This window comes from Nocardia sp. NPDC127526, assembly GCF_042672265.1.
In the GTDB taxonomy this organism is placed as follows: domain Bacteria; phylum Actinomycetota; class Actinomycetes; order Mycobacteriales; family Mycobacteriaceae; genus Nocardia.
Genome location: NZ_JBHXVO010000005.1, coordinates 279,714 through 299,244, shown reverse-complemented (window position 1 = coordinate 299,244; position 19,531 = coordinate 279,714). Strand labels below are relative to the sequence as shown.

The 19,531-nt window shown below is 68.6% G+C and carries 14 protein-coding genes and 2 tRNA genes; 14 read left to right on the top strand and 2 right to left on the bottom strand.

Translation table 11 applies throughout. From position 1 onward, the window contains the following. Window positions 1-346: 346 nt before the first annotated feature. Window positions 347-421 (top strand) — tRNA-Val (locus ACFVIV_RS12405). A gap of 86 nt (window positions 422-507) precedes the next feature. Here the strand turns inward: ACFVIV_RS12405 and ACFVIV_RS12400 are convergent. Further along, the gene (locus ACFVIV_RS12400) at window positions 508-1,251 is read right to left on the bottom strand and encodes a hypothetical protein (RefSeq protein ID WP_379195476.1); all 744 of its coding nucleotides are present in this window, start codon (window positions 1,249-1,251) and stop codon (window positions 508-510) included. Between the two features lie 359 nt (window positions 1,252-1,610). Here ACFVIV_RS12400 and ACFVIV_RS12395 point away from each other — a divergent pair, with 359 nt between their 5' ends. From ACFVIV_RS12395 to ACFVIV_RS12335, 13 genes are all read left to right on the top strand, one after another. Beyond that, window positions 1,611-1,772 (top strand): hypothetical protein, encoded by a 162-nt coding sequence (locus tag ACFVIV_RS12395; protein WP_379195474.1) that lies wholly within the window; start codon window positions 1,611-1,613, stop codon window positions 1,770-1,772. Between the two features lie 163 nt (window positions 1,773-1,935). After that, window positions 1,936-2,109 (top strand): hypothetical protein, encoded by a 174-nt coding sequence (locus tag ACFVIV_RS12390; protein ID WP_379195472.1) that lies wholly within the window; start codon window positions 1,936-1,938, stop codon window positions 2,107-2,109. Between the two features lie 77 nt (window positions 2,110-2,186). Further along, a complete protein-coding gene (locus tag ACFVIV_RS12385) occupies window positions 2,187-3,593 on the top strand; it encodes a DUF6585 family protein (protein WP_379195470.1) in 1,407 nt (468 codons plus the stop codon). A 526-nt stretch (window positions 3,594-4,119) separates the two neighbouring features. Further along, window positions 4,120-5,943, top strand: coding sequence for a sensor histidine kinase (locus tag ACFVIV_RS12380; RefSeq protein ID WP_379195468.1), 1,824 nt, complete (start codon window positions 4,120-4,122; stop codon window positions 5,941-5,943). Between the two features lie 14 nt (window positions 5,944-5,957). Next, window positions 5,958-6,617 (top strand): response regulator, encoded by a 660-nt coding sequence (locus ACFVIV_RS12375; protein ID WP_379195466.1) that lies wholly within the window; start codon window positions 5,958-5,960, stop codon window positions 6,615-6,617. Between the two features lie 80 nt (window positions 6,618-6,697). After that, window positions 6,698-7,321: a carbonic anhydrase gene (locus tag ACFVIV_RS12370; protein ID WP_379195464.1), complete on the top strand. Its 624-nt coding sequence runs from the start codon at window positions 6,698-6,700 to the stop codon at window positions 7,319-7,321. Window positions 7,322-7,463: 142 nt separating this feature from the next. Beyond that, complete coding sequence (locus ACFVIV_RS12365) at window positions 7,464-10,604, top strand: non-ribosomal peptide synthetase (protein WP_379195462.1); 3,141 nt, start codon at window positions 7,464-7,466, stop codon at window positions 10,602-10,604. Next, window positions 10,601-11,293 carry a formyltransferase family protein gene (locus tag ACFVIV_RS12360; RefSeq protein ID WP_379195460.1) on the top strand — a complete coding sequence of 231 codons (693 nt, stop codon included), beginning with the start codon at window positions 10,601-10,603 and terminating at the stop codon, window positions 11,291-11,293. The genes ACFVIV_RS12365 and ACFVIV_RS12360 overlap by 4 nt, the downstream gene beginning before the upstream one ends. A 98-nt stretch (window positions 11,294-11,391) precedes the next feature. After that, window positions 11,392-11,466: transfer RNA gene (locus ACFVIV_RS12355), tRNA-Val, on the top strand. A gap of 561 nt (window positions 11,467-12,027) precedes the next feature. Beyond that, the gene (locus tag ACFVIV_RS12350) at window positions 12,028-13,401 is read left to right on the top strand and encodes an FAD-dependent oxidoreductase (protein WP_379195458.1); all 1,374 of its coding nucleotides are present in this window, start codon (window positions 12,028-12,030) and stop codon (window positions 13,399-13,401) included. Then, window positions 13,310-14,803, top strand: coding sequence for a tryptophan halogenase family protein (locus tag ACFVIV_RS12345; protein ID WP_379195638.1), 1,494 nt, complete (start codon window positions 13,310-13,312; stop codon window positions 14,801-14,803). Before ACFVIV_RS12350 ends, ACFVIV_RS12345 begins: the two co-directional genes overlap by 92 nt. 42 nt (window positions 14,804-14,845) lie before the next feature. Continuing rightward, window positions 14,846-15,391 carry a flavin reductase family protein gene (locus ACFVIV_RS12340; RefSeq protein ID WP_379195456.1) on the top strand — a complete coding sequence of 182 codons (546 nt, stop codon included), beginning with the start codon at window positions 14,846-14,848 and terminating at the stop codon, window positions 15,389-15,391. Window positions 15,392-15,731: 340 nt separating this feature from the next. Then, window positions 15,732-18,536: a LuxR C-terminal-related transcriptional regulator gene (locus tag ACFVIV_RS12335; RefSeq protein WP_379195454.1), complete on the top strand. Its 2,805-nt coding sequence runs from the start codon at window positions 15,732-15,734 to the stop codon at window positions 18,534-18,536. A 25-nt stretch (window positions 18,537-18,561) separates the two neighbouring features. On the opposite strand, the gene ACFVIV_RS12330 is transcribed toward ACFVIV_RS12335, so the two are convergent. Further along, on the bottom strand, window positions 18,562-19,434 hold the full coding sequence (locus tag ACFVIV_RS12330) for an alpha/beta hydrolase (protein ID WP_379195452.1): 873 nt from the start codon (window positions 19,432-19,434) through the stop codon (window positions 18,562-18,564). Window positions 19,435-19,531: the final 97 nt, after the last annotated feature.

Sequence of the window (19,531 nt, the reverse complement as noted above, 5' to 3'; positions counted from 1 at the left end):
GTAGACAACAAATCGCCTGGTAGGAGGGGGTGAAAGTGAACTACAAGCGTGTAGTTCGCTACGCATCACCGAACACCTGGGAACCGGGCATCCAGTTGATACCGACCGGTCCGGTTCGCGGTCCCTGTTGACCCTCTGGGGCCCTGAGGGGACAGGTGGCGGCACTGTCTGCAGATAGGAGGTGGCCGGCGATCTGCGGCGCGTCGCGGGTCGCGCCCCGGTCGCGGGCTGGTTTTACGGCGTTGTGCACGCGATTTGGTGTGGTGGTGGGGGTGCGTGTTAATGTTCTTTCTCGTTCGGAGCGGCAGAAAAGCCGGGACGAACAGCCACTTCGGTGGAACCCTCTGGTTCTATAGCTCAGCGGGAGAGCACTCGCCTCACACGCGAGGGGTCGCTGGTTCGAACCCAGCTAGAACCACCATCAGGGGCTTATTCCAACCAGCGTTCGCTCGCTGGCAGGGATGAGCCCCTTTCGCTTTTCTCTGAGGCGGGGCGCCGAGGCGGCGGTCAGCGGCGGCTGAAGGCGGTGTGGTGGGCGGCTTTCAGCAGTTCGACGAGTTCGCGGCCGGATTCTTCGTCGAGGGCGGCGAAGGCGGGGGCGATCAGTTCGTCGGTGAGTGCCTCGGCCGCCTCCCAGCGCTTCCGCAGGTCGGGCGTGATGTCCTCGAAGGGTTCCGGCCAGCCGTACCAGCGTGCTTGGTCGGCGCCGCTGTTGAGCGGCGATCCCGAAATGAGGACGGCCTGCAGGGGAGTGAGGCCTTGGGCGCGCACCGCGAGCAGGTGCAAGCCGCCCCGGAGCTCGCGGAGCACGTGCAGGAGCTGCGCCACACGGCCGGGTGCATCCGCGGCCAGGGGCATTGCGCGCCAGCCCGCGAACAGCGGTGCTCCCGCCGCGTCCGCGCTGTCGACGACTGGTTGCAGGAGTTCGGCGAGGCGGCCGGCGTGGGCGAAGTCGGCGAGTTTGCGGCGTCCGAAATCCTGGCAGGCGGTGAGGTAGTCCGCGGCGACCTTGGCGGCCGGTGCGGGCACCGATTCCCAATGCGTGCGTACGGCTTTCGGAGGGAAGAACCCGAATGCCGCGACCACGACATCGGCGTCCACATCGCCGAGCACCCCGCCCCGCCCGCGGGTGTAAGGACCCCAGTAGCCGTCGACTCCCGTCGCGGCTCCGAATTCCTTGGCCTCGCGGCCGATCATGAAGGCTCCACCGAGCTCACCGACATACTTCTTCACCGCGGCAGCGATCGACACGGCCAGCCCCCTTCCCCTGTAAGGCAACTCGCTCACCCTATCTCACTATGGTCAACTATTGCCAGATGTTGCGAGATGCGGACCGCGCCAGCCGCGCCTTCTTCTCGCGATTGCCGCACGTGTTCATGTCACACCGTGCGGGTGCGACTTCGACTGTGAGCTGGGGCAATGGAGGACAACCTCACCGGCCGTGCGGCGCCCCGGCGGCCGCACCGCGCGGGTGCGTGCGCAAATCCATGCCGCGACAGCCGAACTCGTGGCGCGCGACGGCATCGCGGGCTTCGGCTACGAAGAGTCGCCGAACTCGCCGGGGTGAACCGCACCAGCGTCTACCGCAACGGCCCGACCGCGAGGAACTGGTGGTCGAAGCCCTGCTGCGCTACGCCGAGGACCTCGCCTCGGTCGCCGACACCGGCGACATCCGCCGCGACCTGGCGGACTTCCCGGTGGCACTCGCCGATGCCGAGCGCATCGTCGATGTGGTGCTCGCCGGCATCCGTGCCACGGCACCACCCGCGTGAGCGATCGGCTACATACCGCTCTCAACGGGCTGATCGATGCGGTGACCGGGTAGGTGCGAGCGCGAATTCCCTTCGAGGAGCGGCCGAGTGCCATCTCGGTGAGCCCCGGACGGGCGAGATACCTACGTGGCCATCGCTGACCGAGTTCTCGGGCATTGTCTCGGTGATCGATCTGCGAACCAACACCGTGATCGACCGCATCGAAATAGCCGGTGTCGCAGGTAATTTCCATGCGCTGACGGTGAGGGCCGACGGTCGTGCGCTATACCTCGACCTCGCTGATTCGGAGAATCACGGACAGGTCGTGATCATCGACGTCGGCCGTTACGCCGAGTAGGGCGACGAACGCGAGGGCGGGCAGCTCGAATCGATCATGATCATATAATCGGGCACACCATCGAGGGAGGGGATCCGATGCCGCAACTGCCAGAGCCGGTGCCGGCCGAAGTGGCGCAGGCCGCCGAACAGCATCGGTTGGGGCTACCGCGCGACGTGTTCATCGTCGCTCGTAAACAAGGCGTGTTCAAGGCAACCGATGTCGGGAACCGGGTGTACGCCTACGAGCACGGGCTGGTGCGCAAGATGGTCGGTCAGCCGCTGTATGCGATGCGATGGGAGCAGTTCGACACGGTCGAGCAGACTTGGGTGAATCACAGCACCAACCGGGCGTACAACGGCACAACATTCCGGATCGTGCTGCGCAGCCGGGGTGGGGGCTCCGTATCCTTCGATGATCGGTACAAGGATCCCGCGCACAGCATGACCGATCCTCAGCACAACGACTGCCGTTACGCAATGTACCTGCGCGCCAATATCGAACCCATCTGGCAGCGGCAGATTCAGAAATCGCTGCACGCCGTGCAGCGTGGCGAGGTGTTGACCTTCGGCCCCATCCGTCTCGATGCCGCCGGAATCCAGACGCCCAAGGGCGAATTGGCATGGGATCAGGTCGAGAAGGTCGAAGTCAGTGACGGCTACGTCGTGGTCGACAAAAAGCGGCGCCTGTGGCCTGCCGCCATGGTCCCCGTCGCGCAAGTCCCGGACTGCACGCTGCTCCTCACGGTCGCGAGGGCGCTGCGCGAAGGGTGGGTCGCCGCGCCGGTGCGGAATCCGCCGCCCCCACCTCCGCGCGCACCCGAGCCGGTCCATCAGGTGCCGCGGACGTCGTTCCGAACGCCACCGCCTGCACACGCCCCAGCTGCGCCCGTGGATCCGGTCGCGCGTGTGCGGCCGGTACTCGCGGACAGCGAGTTTCCTGCACTGCCGGTGATGTGGTCCCGATGGGCAACCATCGCAGCGGCATTGGTCGCGATCCGCTCCGAGGTCGGTCCGCGCATCTCCTCCGCCACTATGGCGACATTCGAAGGTTCGACCGGCAGCGGATCCACATTCCGCCGACTACCGCGGGACCGCGCCGTATTCTCCGGCGGCACAATCGATCACGGACCGACTCAGGCGCTGGCCGGTGCACCGGAATGGATCACCACTTCCGTCCTGAACAGTCGAACGCACGACGGCCGCTTGAACTTCTGCTATTGGTGGGACGGCGGGCATTGGTACCGCGGCCAATCCCTGGACGCCGCACTGCTGTCGAACGCGATGCCCGGCATCTGGACCGATGGCACCGTCGCCGATGTGGTTACCGGTCTCGTCGATCATCGACCGGGTGACCACAGCCGGCAAGCAGTCGCACGGCTACAGTCCGCGGCAGCTCACCAAGCGGTCACCCGGGCGCACCTCGAGGAGGTATTCGGTGGCGGCAATCTCGATGTGGACGGCGCGTACAACCAGTTCGTTCTGGCAGAGCTCACCGCACCCTGACTCCATCGTGTGCCGGCACGGCGTCGGGTACGACCTCCGGCTCGGTGGTCTCGGAAACGACGTTGCCGAGCGTGTTCCGGGACCAGCGAGTCGATCCCCTCCGGGGTCGTACTCGACGTCGGCCGCGAGTCCGCGGGTGTGGCGGTCAGGTCTGCGACGGCGTTGTCGCGGTTGCCCATGCGATGGCGTTCGGGTGGCCGGATCGTGGGCAGGTTTTCCAGCTGCACAGTGCGCATGACGTGCTGTGCGGGGACAGTGCCGGGTTTCGCCAGAGCAGCCAGAGTGGGCGTGGGGGTGCGGGGGAGGATTCTGGGCGGGATGTGTTCATCGATGGGCTCCGATTCCGCTGTCGGCTCATGGGTCGGGTCCGGGGGCGCGGGTTGTTCATGAAATTACGGAGGTTCGGGGGGCGCGCCATCCGTGCTGGCCCAGTGGAAATCTCCGTGCTGGCACGGAGTTCGGGCTCGCCGGGGCGGTGGGGTGGCGGATACTGGGCTGGATCCGGCGGGAGTGCGAGGAGCGGCGGATGAACCGGTGGGCGGGGATCGGTGCGGGGTGCGCGACCGTTCTGCTGGCCGCGGTGGTGACGGCGGCGGTGGATTGGTCGTGGGCGGCGTTGCATGATCCGGCGCGCACCCTGTTGCTCGGGCCGCGTGCGTCTTTCGTGTATGCGCGGAGTCCGGATCCGCCGGTGTTCGGGGTGGGCGAGATGGCGCTGTTCCTGGTGTGCGGGATCGGGTTCGTCGGGGCGGGCGTGGTGGTGTGCCGCACGCGTCCGGGGGACCGGGCGGGGTGGTTGATCGTGGTGGGCGGGTTGCTGTGGCTGGCGGCGGGGCTGCGTCGATCGAGTAGCCCGATCTTGTTCACCGTGGGGATCGTTCTGACGAATGCTCCTCTGCTGGCGGTCATTCCGCTCACTCTCGGATTTCCGACCGGTCGGTTGCGGCGTTGGTGGGAACGCTGGTTCGTGGGGGCGTACCTGGCGATCTCGACCGTGGGGGTGGCGGCCGGGTGGATGTTTCTCGACCCGCGGGCCGAGCCCGCGCCGCACCCGTCGTCGTCGGTGAATCTGCTTCTCGTGCGCCACGATCCGGCGGTCGCGGAGCCGATCCAGGTCACGGTGGGTTCGATGGGCCTGCTGCTGGATGTGATCCTGGTTGCCGTCGTGGTGGCGCGCTGGCGGTCCGGCACGCCCGCCTATCGATTCGCGTTCGCGCCGTTGGCCCTCAGCTTCCTGCTGTCGGCGCTGGTGAGCGTGGTGGCCGCCGCCAGTTCGATGCAGGTGCCCGGCCTGAGCACCGGCTGGGTGATCTATCTGCGGTACCCGGCCACCATGCTGCTGCCCGTGGCGGTGGCGATCGGTGTCATCCGCTTCCATATGGCGCGCGCCGCGGTCGGCACGGCGATAGTCGAGATCGGCGCGGCGCCCCTCGGCGATGAATTCCGCACCGCACTGCGCCGCGCGGTGCGCGACCCCACGCTGGAATTGTGGACCTACGACCCCGAATCGGGGTCCTATCGGGATCCGCACGGCAATCACCGGCAGTTGGACTGCATCGACGACACCATGGCCGCGACCGCGCTCGAACGCGACGGCAAGCCGATCGGCGCGCTGGTCCACGACGCCACCTTGGCCACCAATGACCCCGGACTCCTGGCCGCGGTCCGCGCGACCGCGGCCCTCGCGCTCCAGCACGAGCGGCTGAATATCGACCTGCGCGCCCAACTGGCCGAGATGCGCCGCTCCCGCGAGCGGATCGTCACCGCCGCCGACACCGAACGCCGCCGGATCGAGCGCAACCTGCACGACGGCGCCCAGCAACGCCTGGTCTTCGCCGCGATCCTGCTGCGCCGCGCGCATCGCGCCGAGGACCTCGAGACCCAGCGCACGCTGCTCACCGACAGCGCCGCCGAACTCGACACCGCGATCGCCGAGCTGCGTGAGCTCGCGCGGGGCGTGTATCCGCCGGTCCTCACCGAGCGCGGATTGTCCGCGGCCCTGCATTCGCTGGCCGAGCGCGCACCGCTCCCGGTGCGGGTCAGCGGCGGGCTGACCGGGCGGCCACCGGCCGCCGTGGAGGCGGTCGCGTATTTCCTCGCCGCGGAGGCCGTCGCCAATACGATCAAGCACGCGGGCGCGACCGCGGCCGAGATCTGCCTCGCGCACGAGGGGGACTCGCTGCGAATCACCGTGTCCGACAACGGGTCCGGCGGCGCCACCGCATCACCCGGAGGCGGACTCGACGGGCTCGGCGACCGCGTCGCCGCGCTCGGCGGCAGCCTCACGGTGGCGAGTCCGGCGGGCGGCGGCACCCGCGTCGCCGCAACCCTCCCGCTGAGCCGCACCTGATCGGAGCACCGGTTGTGTCCCTCACCGTCGCCCTCGCCGATGATTCCGCCTTGCTGCGCAATGGAATCGCGCTGCTGCTCGGTGCGGAAGGCATCGATGTCGTCGGCCAGGCGGCCGATCCGGACGCGCTGCTGGAGATCGTCGAGGCGCATCGGCCCGAGGTCGCGGTCATCGACATTCGCATGCCGCCCTCCTACACCTCCGAAGGCATCGACGTCGCCGCCGTCATCCGCGCCCGCTACCCGCGCACCGCGGTGCTGCTGCTGTCGCAATACGTGGAAACCGAACACGCTCGGGAATTGCTGGCGGGCGGTGCGGCGGGTGTCGGTTATCTGCTGAAGGACCGCGTGTCGCACATCGACCAATTCCTCGACGCCCTGCATCGAGTCGCCCACGGCGGCACGGCGATCGACCCCAGTCTCATCACCCGCATGCTCGCCACGCCCAGTCGTGACCGCACCCCGATCGGCGATCTCTCACCGCGAGAACTCCAGGTCCTCGCCGTCATGGCGGAGGGCAGATCCAATCGCGGCATCGCGGCGGCGCTCTCGCTCACCGAGCGCACCATCGAAACTCACGTCAGCGCCATATTCGCCAAACTCGCCCTGGCTCCCGAACCCGACGACCACCGCCGCGTGCTGGCCGTCCTGCATCACCTCAATGCCATCTCCTGACCCCGCCCACCCCGCGAGTCCGAACCAATGGTTATGGGGCCGGATCGCGGGCGGACGGCTCCATGTGCAAGATGGGACGTATGCCCAACTCCAATCCGATCAGTGCATGGAAGTCGCTTCGCGAGGGAAACGAGCGGTTCGTCAATGGCGAGCTGCTGCATCCGAGCCAGGGGGCGGCGGACCGGGCCAAGCTGGCCGGCGGGCAGCAGCCCTCGGCGATTCTGTTCGGATGCGGTGACTCGCGGGTGGCCGCGGAGATCATTTTCGATCGCGGGCTGGGGGACATGTTCGTGGTCCGGACCGCGGGGCATGTCGTGGACAGTTCGGTGCTGGGATCCATCGAGTACGGCGTGCAGGTCTTGAATGTGCCGCTGATCGTCGTGCTCGGGCACGACAGCTGCGGTGCCGTGCGGGCGACCATCGACGCGCTGGACAACGGGGCGGTGCCGGGCGGGTTCATTCGCAGCGTGGTGGAGCGGGTGACGCCGTCGATTCTGCTCGGGCGGCGAGAAGGGCTGACCACGGTGGACGAGCTCGAGGCCCGCCACGTCGAGGAGACGGCCCGGCAGCTGTTGCAGCGGTCGACCGTTGTCTCGCAGCGGGTCATGGCCGGTGAATGCGCGATCGTGTGTGTCACCTACAACCTCGCCGACGGGCAGGCCAAGCTGAACAGTGTGTTCGGCAATATCGGCGAACTCGTTTAGCGCGGCGCCGGGCCCGGGACGTTCGCGGGCCCTGTGAGAGTTCACAATCAGCGATCGGATGCGCTGGTCCGAGCGGCTGTTCCGGCCGGTGAGAGCAAGCACACACCATTGCCTGGCGTTTGCCGAACCTAGACTGCCGGACGTGTCTCGTGCGAATTCTCCCGAGGAGCCGATCCAGTTGAGCAGCGCCTTCCGACGCCGCATCTCACCCACCGAACGGATGTATCTCTCGGCACGAGAAGTGCATCCGCCCTTCCTGATTCAGGTGCTGGTCGAAGGGGCGGGCACGCTGGATCCCGATCGGCTCCAGCGCGCGGTGGACCTCGCGTCGCGGGTGCATCCCGGTGCGCGGCTGGCGCGGTCGGGACGGGACTGGATCGCCGGTGCGGCCGCGCCTCGGGTGCGGGCGATACCGAATACCGTGGTCGATTACGACCGGTTGACCGACGACAGTGTCGTGAACAGCCCCATTGCGCGCCCGGACTACCTGTCCGAGGCGCCGAACTGCGAGGTACTGCTGCTCACAGCGGATCCGGTCACCGTGATCTTCCGGGCCTTCCACGGCGTCATGGACGCCAAGGGGCTCCAGATGTGGGCCGGTGACGTGTTCCGGGTGCTGCGCGGTGCGGCTCCCGAGGGTGCGTCCGACACCACGACCGATCTGGAACTCGCACTGCGCCTGGGCATTCCGGGCAAGCCGGTGCCGATGCGGATGGGTTTCCGCTCGCCCGCCGGGCGCGGCGCGGGCATGGCGGGCCGCCCGTTCCTGCTGCGGCATCGCACCCTGCCGGGCACGAATGCCGCCATCGTGGCGCGAATCGGTGAAATCGTCACCGGTGCAATCGGTTCGCGGTCGCGGCTGATGATTCCGGTCGATCTGCGCAGGCATGATCCGGAACTGGCGTCCACCGCGAACCTCACCCTGCCGTTGTTCCTGGACGTCACGCCGGGGGAGGGCTGGCGGGAGATCAACGCGCGCATGCTCGCCGGGCTCATGCGCCGCGACGAGCTCAATCAGATGAAGCACCCTGGGCTGGAGCAGATTCCGGCGCCGATCGCGAAGGCCGTCATGCGGTCCGTCGACGCGGTGGGCAGGCGGACGGGGCGAAACCTGTGCTCGGCCATCATTTCTCATGCGGGCAAGACCTCGCTGGAGGATTTCGCCGGGCCCGATTTCACGCCGACGAGCGTGGTCGCGATTCCGGCGCACACCGGGCTCGCGCCGATCAGCTTCGCGATCGTCGAATCGGAGCACTCGACCGGAATCACGGTGTCCTGCCGCAATGGTCGCGGCGTGGCGGAACGCCTGGAGCGCCTGCTCGACGAGATCGCGGGCGTGCTCGGGGAATCGGACCCGGAGTCCGTCCCGGCAGCCGTCTCGACTCCCGGCGCGAAGCCCGAGCCCGCCTCCGCGACCGTGACGAGCGCCGTCGCCGAGCCGGAGGTCGCGCGGCTGCCCGCGACCCTGGTGGGGGTGTTGCGCGCACAGGTCGCGACGCGGCCCGAGGCGGTCGCGATCACCGGGCCGGACGGGTCCCTGACCTACGGCCGGCTCGGGGAGCGTTCGGCCGCGATCGCCGCCGTGCTGCGCGAGCACGGCGTCCGCCGGGGCGATATCGTGGCCATTCTCGCGGGGCGGACCCTGGCCGGTCAGGCGGGGCAGTGGGGCATCCTGGAAGCCGGGGCGGCCTTCCTTCCGCTGGATCCCAAGCACCCCCGGGATCGGATCACCGAGACCCTGCGCGATTCCGGCGCACGCCTGTGCCTGGTCGAACGCCGTTACGCGGATATCGCCGGTGACGCGCTGCCCACGCTCGTGCTCGACGACCTGCCGGACAGCGGATTCGATCCCGTCGACGCCGGCGTCACGCCCGCCGATATCGCCTACGTGACCTACACCTCCGGTTCGACCGGACGGCCCAAGGGCGTGCGGGTCACCCACGACGGTGTCGTGCACTATCTGCGCGCCGCCCTGGACTGGTACCGGCTCACCCCGGCCACCCGGTACGCGCACTATCACACGCCCGCAGCCGATATGGCGTGCATGGCCATGGTGTCCCCGGCCGCCGCGGGTGGCACGCTGCTGCTGGTGCCGGGGGAGATGAACCACCTCAGCCTGTCGGTCATGCTGGGCGAGAACGGCGCGGACACCCTGTTCTTCACACCCAGTCTCGCGGAAGTCGCACTGCGCCAGGGTATTCGGCCGGTCCGCATGCGCACCGTGGTGCTCGGCGGCGAGCAGCTCAGCCGCGACCTGGCCGAACGGGTGCGCGAATTCTTCGGCCCGGACGTGCGATTGGTCAACAGCTACGGTCCCACCGAGGTGAGTCTCGTGTGCACCTCGCACCTGCTCGCCGGCGCGCTCCCGGCGGGCGCGGCCTCGGTCCCGATCGGCTTGCCGTCGCCGGGCGCCACCGTGCACCTGCTCGACGCCGACGGGCTGCCGGTGCCCGACGGGGAGGTGGGCGAATTGTATGTGGGCGGACCGCAAGTCGCCGCCGGCTACCTCGACCGGCCGGAGCTGACCGCCGAGCGATTCGTCATCGTGCGCGGCGAGCGCACCTACCGCACCGGCGATCTGGTGCGCCGCCTGCCCGGCGGCGCCCTCGAATTCGCCGGCCGCGTCGACCACCAGGTCAAGATTCGCGGCAATCGCGTGGAACCCGACGAGATCGCGTGCGTGCTGGACTCGCATCCCGATATCGCCGCCGCGGCCGTCGTGGGCCGCCGCCGCGAGGAACACAGCGACCACGTCCTGGACGCCTTCGTGGTGCCCGCGCCCGGTCTGTCCGAGGATAAGCCGGACGACCGCGCGCTGCGCGACTTCCTCGCCGAACGGCTACCGGTCTACATGATCCCCAGCGCCTTCCACCGGCTCGCCGAACTGCCGCTGACCAGCAATGGCAAGACCGACCGCACCGCACTCGCGGCAATGCGTGCCAACCCCGTTCCGGCGCTGCGTTCCGCCCCCGTTCCGGAGTCGGAGCCGAACCCCCTGCCCGCCATCGCCGAGGAGACCGTCGGCGACGTCCAGAGCCAGGTGGCCGAAATCTGGGCCCGCATCCTGCGCTGCGACTCCACGGACCTGGCCGCCGACTCCGACTTCTTCGCCCTGGGCGGCGATTCGCTCGCCACGGTGGAAATGCTCGCGCAGGTCTCCCGTCAAATCGTCGGCACCGCAGCCGAACAGGCCTTCGTGGCCCAGGTGGAAGGTCTCATCCACCACCTGACCCTGAACCGAGTGTGCGAGGCCGTGACCGCGGCGAACGGAGGAAACCGATGATCTTCATCGGCAGCGGTTCCCTACTCTGGCGCGCGGTCGACTTCACCACCGCCGCAGGACATCCCGTAGACCTCGTCGTAATCCCCGCGGGCCAGGAAACAACGGCCGCCCACCGCACGGTGCCGGTCCTCGCCACCACCGATGTGAACACCGAAGCCGATCGGCTGGCCACCGCCTGCACCGACACCATCGTGTTCTCCATCAACAACGCCACCATCCTGCGAGCCCCCTTGCTGGGCAAAGGCTTCCGCATCTACAACATCCACAACGGCCTCCTGCCCCGCCACCGCGGCCTCCCCGAAGCCGCCATCGCCCACGCCATCCTCAACGGCGACCCCGCCTACGGCGCCACCCTCCACGAAATCGACGCCGGCGTCGACACCGGCGCCATCCTCGACACCGAACAATTCCCCATCACCCCCACCGACGGCTTCCAGGACGTCATGCTCCAGGGCCTCCGCGCCTGCACCCTCCTCTTCGAACGCAACCTCCCCCTCATCGCCACCGGCAACATCACCCCCCACCCCCAACCCACCGAAGGCGGCAACTACTACGGCCGCAAATCCCTCCAATCCCTCCGCGACCTCACCACACACCCCGCCTTCCCCCGAGCCACCGACCTAGGCATCTTCGCGGCCTTCTACCCCGAACTATCCGCCGCAACCCGCGTGCTCACACCCCATCGATAGCGGCAATTAGTCATCCGCCGGGATGTGATGCTAATGTTCTCCCTCGTCCGGAACAGCCGAAGCGCCGCCCGGACAGCCGCTTTCGAGCGGCGAGCTACGGTTCTATAGCTCAGCGGGAGAGCACTCGCTTCACACGCGAGGGGTCGCTGGTTCGATCCCAGCTAGAACCACCATAAGGGGCTTATTCAAAACAGCGTTCGCTCGCTGGCTTGGGTAAGCCCCTTCGTCTTTCGCGTGACGGGCGGCCGAGGCAGGCGCGTCCAGCGTGCTGGAGTACGCCTACGCCGATGGTGAGCTTCTCGGCGGTGTTCACCAGTCCTGCTTCCAGCCGTTTTGCGTTGATTCTCGAGCTCGATCAATTTCATGCGGACCTTCGCCTGTGGCGTAGCGGCGAGCAGGTCGATCGGCCTGTTTCGCTCTTGTCGATTTCCTCGAGCGTGATGGCGTCCTCGACTACGTCGACATCGCATGTCGAACACGAACCCATCCCTGTCCATAACCCGCGTCATCACGTGAGGTGGTTGGCCGAGGCGGTCTGTAGCACGCGGACCAGGCGCGGGAAACTGCGCGTTTGCTCGCTCCGGTTGGGGATGTGTGGCGTGTGGGTCGTGCCCAGGATGGTCGTATCAGACCGACATCCCGGCGACGAGGGAGAGCATTGTGGTTCGAATTCACCTGCGCGCCAGCGCTGATCGATGGTCGGGGGATATTCGGCCGGGTAGGACCGGCCGGCCGTGAACGAGCTGGGGACGACCGTGTGCATCGCCGGTGGTGGTCCTGCCGGAATGATGCTGGGGCTGTTGCTGGCTCGTGCGGGGATCGAGGTCGTCGTCTTGGAGAAGCATGCCGACTTCCTGCGTGACTTCCGCGGGGACACCGTGCATCCCGCCACTCTCGAGATCCTGGACGATATCGGGCTCGGGGAGGATTTTCATGCGCTGCCCCATCAGCGGGTCTCGACCATCGGGGTGGTTCAGGGCGGTAGGCGCGTCGATATCGCGGATTTCCGGATGCTGCGGGTGCGCCATCCGTATATGGCGTTCGTGCCGCAGTGGGACTTCCTCACGTTGCTGGCCCGGGCGGCGGAACGATATCCGACGTTCCGCCTCATCATGAATGCCGAAGTCGTGGATGTGTTGCGCGCCGGCGGTCACGTCGCCGGGGTGCGTGTGCGGGGTCCCGGTGGGGAGTTCGTGGTGCGGTCCACGCTGACCGTGGGAGCCGACGGCCGTCACTCGGCGCTGCGCCGGGCAATGGGCATGGCCCCCAAGGATTTCGCCAGCGCGCTGGATGTGATCTTCTTCCGGATCTCCCGCCGGGACACCGATCCGGACGAGGGCATCTGCGTGCGGATCGGGAACGGCCGGGTCTTCGGCGCCACCGACCGTGGCACGTACTGGCAGATGTCCTACGAAACCAGCCGAGGCGCCTTCGAACGATTGCGCGAGACCGATTTATCGCAATTCCGTGCGGATCTGGCGGAACTGGTGCCGTTCTTGGCCGACCGGGTCGACGAGATCCGCGGGATCGGCGATCTCAGTCCGCTCGAATGCCGGATCGACCGGCTCCCGTCCTGGCACCGGCCGGGGATCCTGTTCATCGGCGATGCGGCGCACGCCATGTCCCCGGTCGCCGGATTCGGCGTCAACCTGGCCATTCAGGATGCCGTCGCGGCGGCGAACACGCTGTGGCGGCCGCTGTACCAGGCTCAGGAATACGGTGCGGCATTCGATCACGAGATCCTGGCCGCGGTCCGGCGCCGGCGCGTGGCCGCCACGGCGCTGTCACAGGGCCTGCAACGCCTGGTCCAGAGATTCGGGATCGACGGCGCCCTGCGCGAGGGCGGAAAACCCAGAGCCCCGGTGATTTTCGAGTGCGTACCAATTCTGCGGAAGGCCATGAGCCGGATCATCGGTACCGGATTCCGGCCCGAGCACGTCCGTGTACCGCACATGGGAAAGGAAGACGTAGGTGTTGGAGAAAGTAGTGATCGTCGGCGGCGGGACGTCGGGATGGATGACCGCGTCGTACCTCTGCGCCGCATTCGGCGATCGGGTTTCGGTGACCCTGGTCGAGTCGGAACAGGTCGGCAGGATCGGCGTCGGTGAGGCGACGTTCAGCACCGTCCGGCACTTCTTCGAGTACCTCGGCCTCGCCGAATCCGATTGGATGCCCGCCTGCAACGCCACTTACAAGCTGGGCATCCGCTTCGAGAACTGGCGCGAACCGGGCCACCACTTCTACCACCCGTTCGAACGGCAGCGCGTGGTCGACGGATTCAGCCTGACCGACTGGTGGCTGCACGACCCCCGGACCACCCGATTCGACAACGACTGCTTCCTCGTCGGAACCCTGTGCGACAACCAGAAATCCCCGCGCTACCTGAATGGTTCACTGTTCGAGGAACAGCTCGCCGAACCGGGCCTGCGCCGCACCACCCTCACCGAGCAGCGCACCCAGTTCCCCTACGCCTACCACTTCGACGCCGGTCTGCTGGCCGACTTCCTGCGCGATTACGCGGTGCGCCGGGGTGTCCGGCACATAGTCGACGACGTGGTCCACGTCGAACGCGACGATCGGGGCTGGATCGGCTCGGTCCGCACCCGCGGGCACGGCGATCTGACCGGTGATCTGTTCATCGACTGCACCGGATTCCGCAGCCTGCTCATGCAGAACACACTGGGCGAACCGTTCGAGTCCTACCAGGACAGCCTCCCCAACGACCGCGCGGTCGCGCTCCGGGTGCCCGTCGACATGGACCAAGCCGGGCTGCGGCCCTACACCACCGCAACCGCGCAGGACGCGGGCTGGATCTGGACCATCCCGCTGTTCGGCCGCATCGGGACCGGTTACGTCTATTCCGGCGACTACTGCGACGCCGAGGAGGCCGAGCGGACGCTGCGCGCATTCGTCGGCCCGGCCGCGGATGACCTGGAGGCCAACCACATTCGCATGCGAATCGGCCGCAGCCGGCGGTCCTGGGTCGGCAACTGCGTGGCCGTGGGACTGTCCAGCGGCTTCGTCGAACCGCTGGAATCGACCGGAATCTTCTTCATCCAGCACGCGATCGAACAACTGATCAAACACTTCCCCGACCCGACCTGGGACGAGGCCCTGCGCGACTCCTACAACCGGCTCGTGGCCCGGTGCATGGACGGCGTCCGCGAATTCCTGGTGCTGCACTACTACGGCGCGGCGCGCGCGGACAACGACTACTGGCGCGATACCAAGCGGCGCGAGATCCCGGGCGAACTCGCCGAGCGGGTCGAGCGCTGGCGCACCAAGCTGCCCGATTCGGAATCGGTGTACCCGTACTACCACGGCTTCGAGCCCTATTCGTACGTGTGCATGCTGCTCGGCCTCGGCGGCATCCGATTGCAGGCGTCACCGGCCCTGCGCCTGCTCGACGACCGGCCCGCCCGGCGCGAGTTCGACCGGGTGGCCGCGCAGGCGCGCAGCCTCCGGGAGTCGCTGCCCACTCAGCACGAGTACTTCGCCCAATTCCACTGAGCTCGAATCCCACCGAGCCCGAGTTCCATGGAGGAAGCGACGATGACCGAACTGCTGCGCGCTGCCGGGCGCCACGAGGCGGCGGCGCTCGGCGACGCCGTCACCCCGGCGGGCTTCCGAGAGGCGATGTCCCGCTTTCCCACCGGCGTGACGGTGCTGACCAGCCGGGCCGCGGACGGCACGCCGCGCGGCCTGACCTGTTCCTCGCTGTGCAGCGTGGCGCTGCACCCGCCCACGCTGCTGGTCTGCGTGCGCCGCGGCAGCCCCGCCCTGCACGCCATGCTGGAGCGGGGCGCCTTCGCCGTGAACCTGCTGCACCGCGGCGCACACCGGACCGCGGAACTGTTCGCCTCCGGTGCGCCGGATCGTTTCGACCGGGTGACCTGGCAATTCGAGCCCGGGCACGGCGGCCCGCATCTGATCGAGGCCGCGCATACGATCGCCGACTGCCGCATCGCGTCCAGGCGCGATGTCGGCGACCATACGGTGATCTTCGGCGAGGTCTTCGGGACGACCCGGCTCTGCGATCGCGAGCCCCTGCTATACGGCTTGCGGCGGTATGCGGAATGGCCTTCGGAGAATAGTTGAAGATGGCCAAGTCAACCTTCAGCAATCTCTCAGCGTTGGCTGTTTGAATCGACAACGACGGCCACCGATCAGCCCGGCCACACCGTTTCGAGAGAGAGCCGACATTGCGCGAGAGTCATGAATTCCTAGACTACGGTTGACGTTTCGAACCGAGCGCCGCCCTCGCCGCCCCGATCGCATTTCATTTTCCGAGACTCGTGAACGTCACGGTATAAAGCGCAATCATGGCCACCGGCAAGCGGCCGGCGCGCACTCCTTCGCGAATTTCCGAAATTACATTTCGCGAAATCTCGCGCCCCTGAAATTGCGTATCTCGTGACAATGATCGAGGGATCACCCCATGACGAATACGAGGCCGGTATCGAACCGGTCGCTACCGCTGCGCGGGCGCACCGCCCAGGTGGAGCGGATCGCCGGCGCCCTGAGCACCGCGGCGGGCACCCGCCGCGGCCGGATCATCCTGCTGGAATCGCCCGCGGGCAGCGGTAAGACCCGGTTGCTGCGGGAGGCGATGGCCCTGGCCGAGCGGCGCGGTTTCGCCGTGGTGGACGGATGGGAGGACCGGCTGCCGCACAGCGCGCCCGCCGAATCGCGGCCACCGAGCACCTGCAGGCCGATCGCGCGCGGACCGCGCCCTCCCGGTCCGGACCGCGAGGGACGGAGCAGACCCGCCGGGCTCTGGGAGAACCGGCTCATCACCCTGCTCGATCGAGGTCCCGTCCTGATCGCCCTCGACGACCTGCACTGGCTGGACGCGTCCGCGCTGGTGGAACTCGCCGCGCTCGCCATCCGGCTCGACGAGCATCCGCTGGTGTGGTTCTGCACCATCCGCTCCGGTCACCCGCACGGCGCCGCGGCCGCCGTACTGGACGCTCTGGGCCGGCACGAACGCACCGAATGGCTGGAACCTCTCGGCGCACTGCCCGCGGCGACCGTGGCCGAGATCGCCGCGGATCTGCTCGACGCCACACCGCATCCGGATCTCCTGGCCCTGGCCGAATGTCTGGACACCGATGTCCGGGCCCTGGTCGACCTGTGCCACGGCCTGCGCCAGGACAAGGCGATCGAGATCGAAGGCGGTGTCGCCCGGCTGACCGACGGCGGCCATGCCCCCGCCGCCGCGGTCCACGCCGAACCCGCGCCCATCCCGCGGCGCTTCCAGTCGCTGATGGATCAGCGCCTGGGCGCGCTGTCCGAGCCGACCCGCCGCATGCTGCGGGTGGCCGCCGTGCTCGGCAGCTGCTTCACGCCCCGGGATCTGTCGGACATGCTCGCCGAACCGCCCGCGGCCCTGTTGCAGCCCTTGGCGGAGGCGCTCAACGAAGGCATCCTGGTCAGCCGGTCCGAGGATTTCACCTTCCGCCGCGACCCCATCTGGCGTGCGGTCCTGGCGGGCGTTCCGCCGCCGATGCTGTCGCTGCTGCATCGCCAGGCCGCGACCATCCTGCTCGCCAGGGAGGGCGCGAGCACCGAGGAGGCCGCCGCTCATCTCGTGCACTGCGCCCGGCCGGATGACGCCGAGGCCATCGAAACCATCACCCGCACAGCGCATCAGCTGCTCGAGGCCGCTCCCGACGAGGCGGCCACGCTGGCGGTGCGCGGTATGGAGATCGCCGAGCGTGGCGGGCCGGACCACCTCGCCATGGCCTCGACGGCCATGACCGCGCTGGTGCGCTGCGGCAGCCTGGATCGCGCCGCCGAGATCGCCGGGCAGATCGTCTGGCAGACGCCCAATGGCACCGGTGTCAGCGGCCAGACCGCGCAGGCGGGGCTGGCCACGATCAATCTGCTGCGCGGCGATCTGGAGGAGGCGCTGAAACTCACCTCCCGGGTCTGCTCCTGCGGTGATCTGGTGTGCGGCGGCGTCTGTATCCAGCTGGTCCGGCTCAGCGCCGCGCTGTTCACCGGTGATGAGGCCACCGGCCAAGCGGCCGAGGACATTCTGGCCGCGCCCGAGAACCAGTGCGAGGATGTCGCCGCCGCGGCCTTCGTGGTGCGCGCGGTGTCACTGTGGGATGGCGGGCGCATCGACGAGGCCTTCCACGCGGTCGAGCAGGCAGCCGGACGGTCCAACGACGTGGTGCGGGCGTATCCGTTGTGGCAGCAGGCGTGGATGTTGATGCGGCTGCACCGATTCGACGAAGCCGATACGGCGATCGCGACTCTGACCACCCTCATCGAATCGAGCCGGACCGAGGTGCTGGCCGCCATACCGCCGACCCTGCGGGCCTGGGTGCGGCTCGGCCGGGGCGATCTGGCGGGCGCCGAGGCCGATGCGACCGACGCCCTGGATCGCTGCCACGAGACGCGCATGGCGCTGCCTCTGCCCGCGCTGCACGCGGTTCTCGCGCTGACGGCGTTGCGCCGGGGTGATCTGGGGACGGCGCAGGAACGGGTCCGGGCGCTCGAGCACACGGTGCCCCGCAACGAGAAGCATCCGCTGTGGATCATGCGCTGCCGGGTGACGGCGTTCGTGGCCGCGGCCTCCGGGGAGAACGAATCGGCGCTGCGAATGCTGTTGGAAGCGGGCGATGTTCGTACCCTGGTGCGGTCGGATCCGGTGGGCACGCCGTCGTCCGTGCGGCTCCTGCTCGCCGCCGGACGCGAGGACGTCGCCGGTGACGTGGTGCGGGAGATCGAGTCGATCGGCGCGGCCAATCCTGGGCACGCCGTCCTCGCCAGGGCGGCGAATCACGCACGGGCCCTGCTGAATCGGGACGGATCCGCCATCGCCGCACTGGCCGACGACTACGCCGATCCGTGGGTGCGGGCGACCGCTTTGGAGGACTGCGGCGTGCTGTTGTGCGAGTCCGACCGGGAATCCGCTGTCGCCCAGCTCATCCGGGCCTCCGCGGCCTATCAGGACATCGGCGCGGACCGGGACACCGCCCGGGTGCGGCGACGGCTGCGGCGGCTCGGGGTCCGGCGACGCCATTGGAATCACGCGCCGCGCCCGGAATCCGGGTGGGAGAGCCTGACCAGCACCGAGGAGAAGGTGGCGCGCCTGGTGGCGCGCGGCCTGACCAATCGGCTGGTGGCCCGGGAATTGTTCATCTCGCCGCATACCGTGGGTTTCCACCTCCGCCAGATCTATCGCAAGCTGGATGTCAATTCGCGGGTGGACCTGGCCCGGCTCGCGCCGTGAGCCGGGGCCGCCGCTACCCTTGGCGTCACCGCGCCGTCGGCAGCGGTTCGGCCTCGGCGCGGCCGGAATCCACCGGTGCCAGAATCCATTCGATGGATTCGCGAATGACCGGTGCGCGCCATTCCCATCGCTGGGTGTCGCCGATCTCGACCAGCCGATGCGGGCACCGCAGCGCCGCGGCGGCGGTGCGCGAGGAGTCGACCGGCACCGGCGTCGGGCCCGCGCCGTGCACGATGAGCACCGGCGCGGTGATCGCCTCGAGCACGCCGCGCGGCTGCAACCAGAACACCTCGTTGAGCATGGCGCGGCCGAGCACGTACGCGGGCGCGCGGTCGAGGCGGCCGGTGCCGCGCAGCACGGCGGCCGCGTCCGGATCGAGACGACCGTCCGACCAGTTCGGGGCCTCGTCCACGAACTGCCTCTGGTAGTCGATCAGCGGATTGATCAGAACGAGCCGGTCGATCTCGGACCCGCGCCGGGCCGCATAGCCCGCCGCGACTCCGCCGGTGAGCCCGGAGGCGAACAGCGTGAGCCGCGCGCCCGGCAGCAGGGTGCGCAGATCACGCAGTCCGGCATCGATCACATTGAGCAGACCGGACAGGGTGAGCTCCTCCGGCCGCCCCTCGCTCTCGCCGTGGCCGGGCAGGTCGAAACGCAGGCTGCCGATGCCCGCCGCCGCGAATTCGGCCGCCAGCCGGGGGAAGAAGCCGCCGTGGTCGCGGTCGGCGCCTTCGCCGTGCAGTAGCAGAACGGCGTGCTCCGGTTCGCCGGAGGCGGTGTGCTCCCCTGCGCCGGAGGTGACGACCGCCGTGCCCGCGAGCCGCAGGCCGTCGTAAGTGGTCATGCTCCTTGCCATTTCGCCGGCGGCCGCGCCGCCGCGATTCCCGTTCTCGGTCATCCCGTTCTCCTCCCTGGTGCGATGCCCAGTATCGCTCCGGGTTCGCCGCTCGGACCGGTGGCGCGACGATCCCGCCGACTCGTGCGGTGTGCGCCGA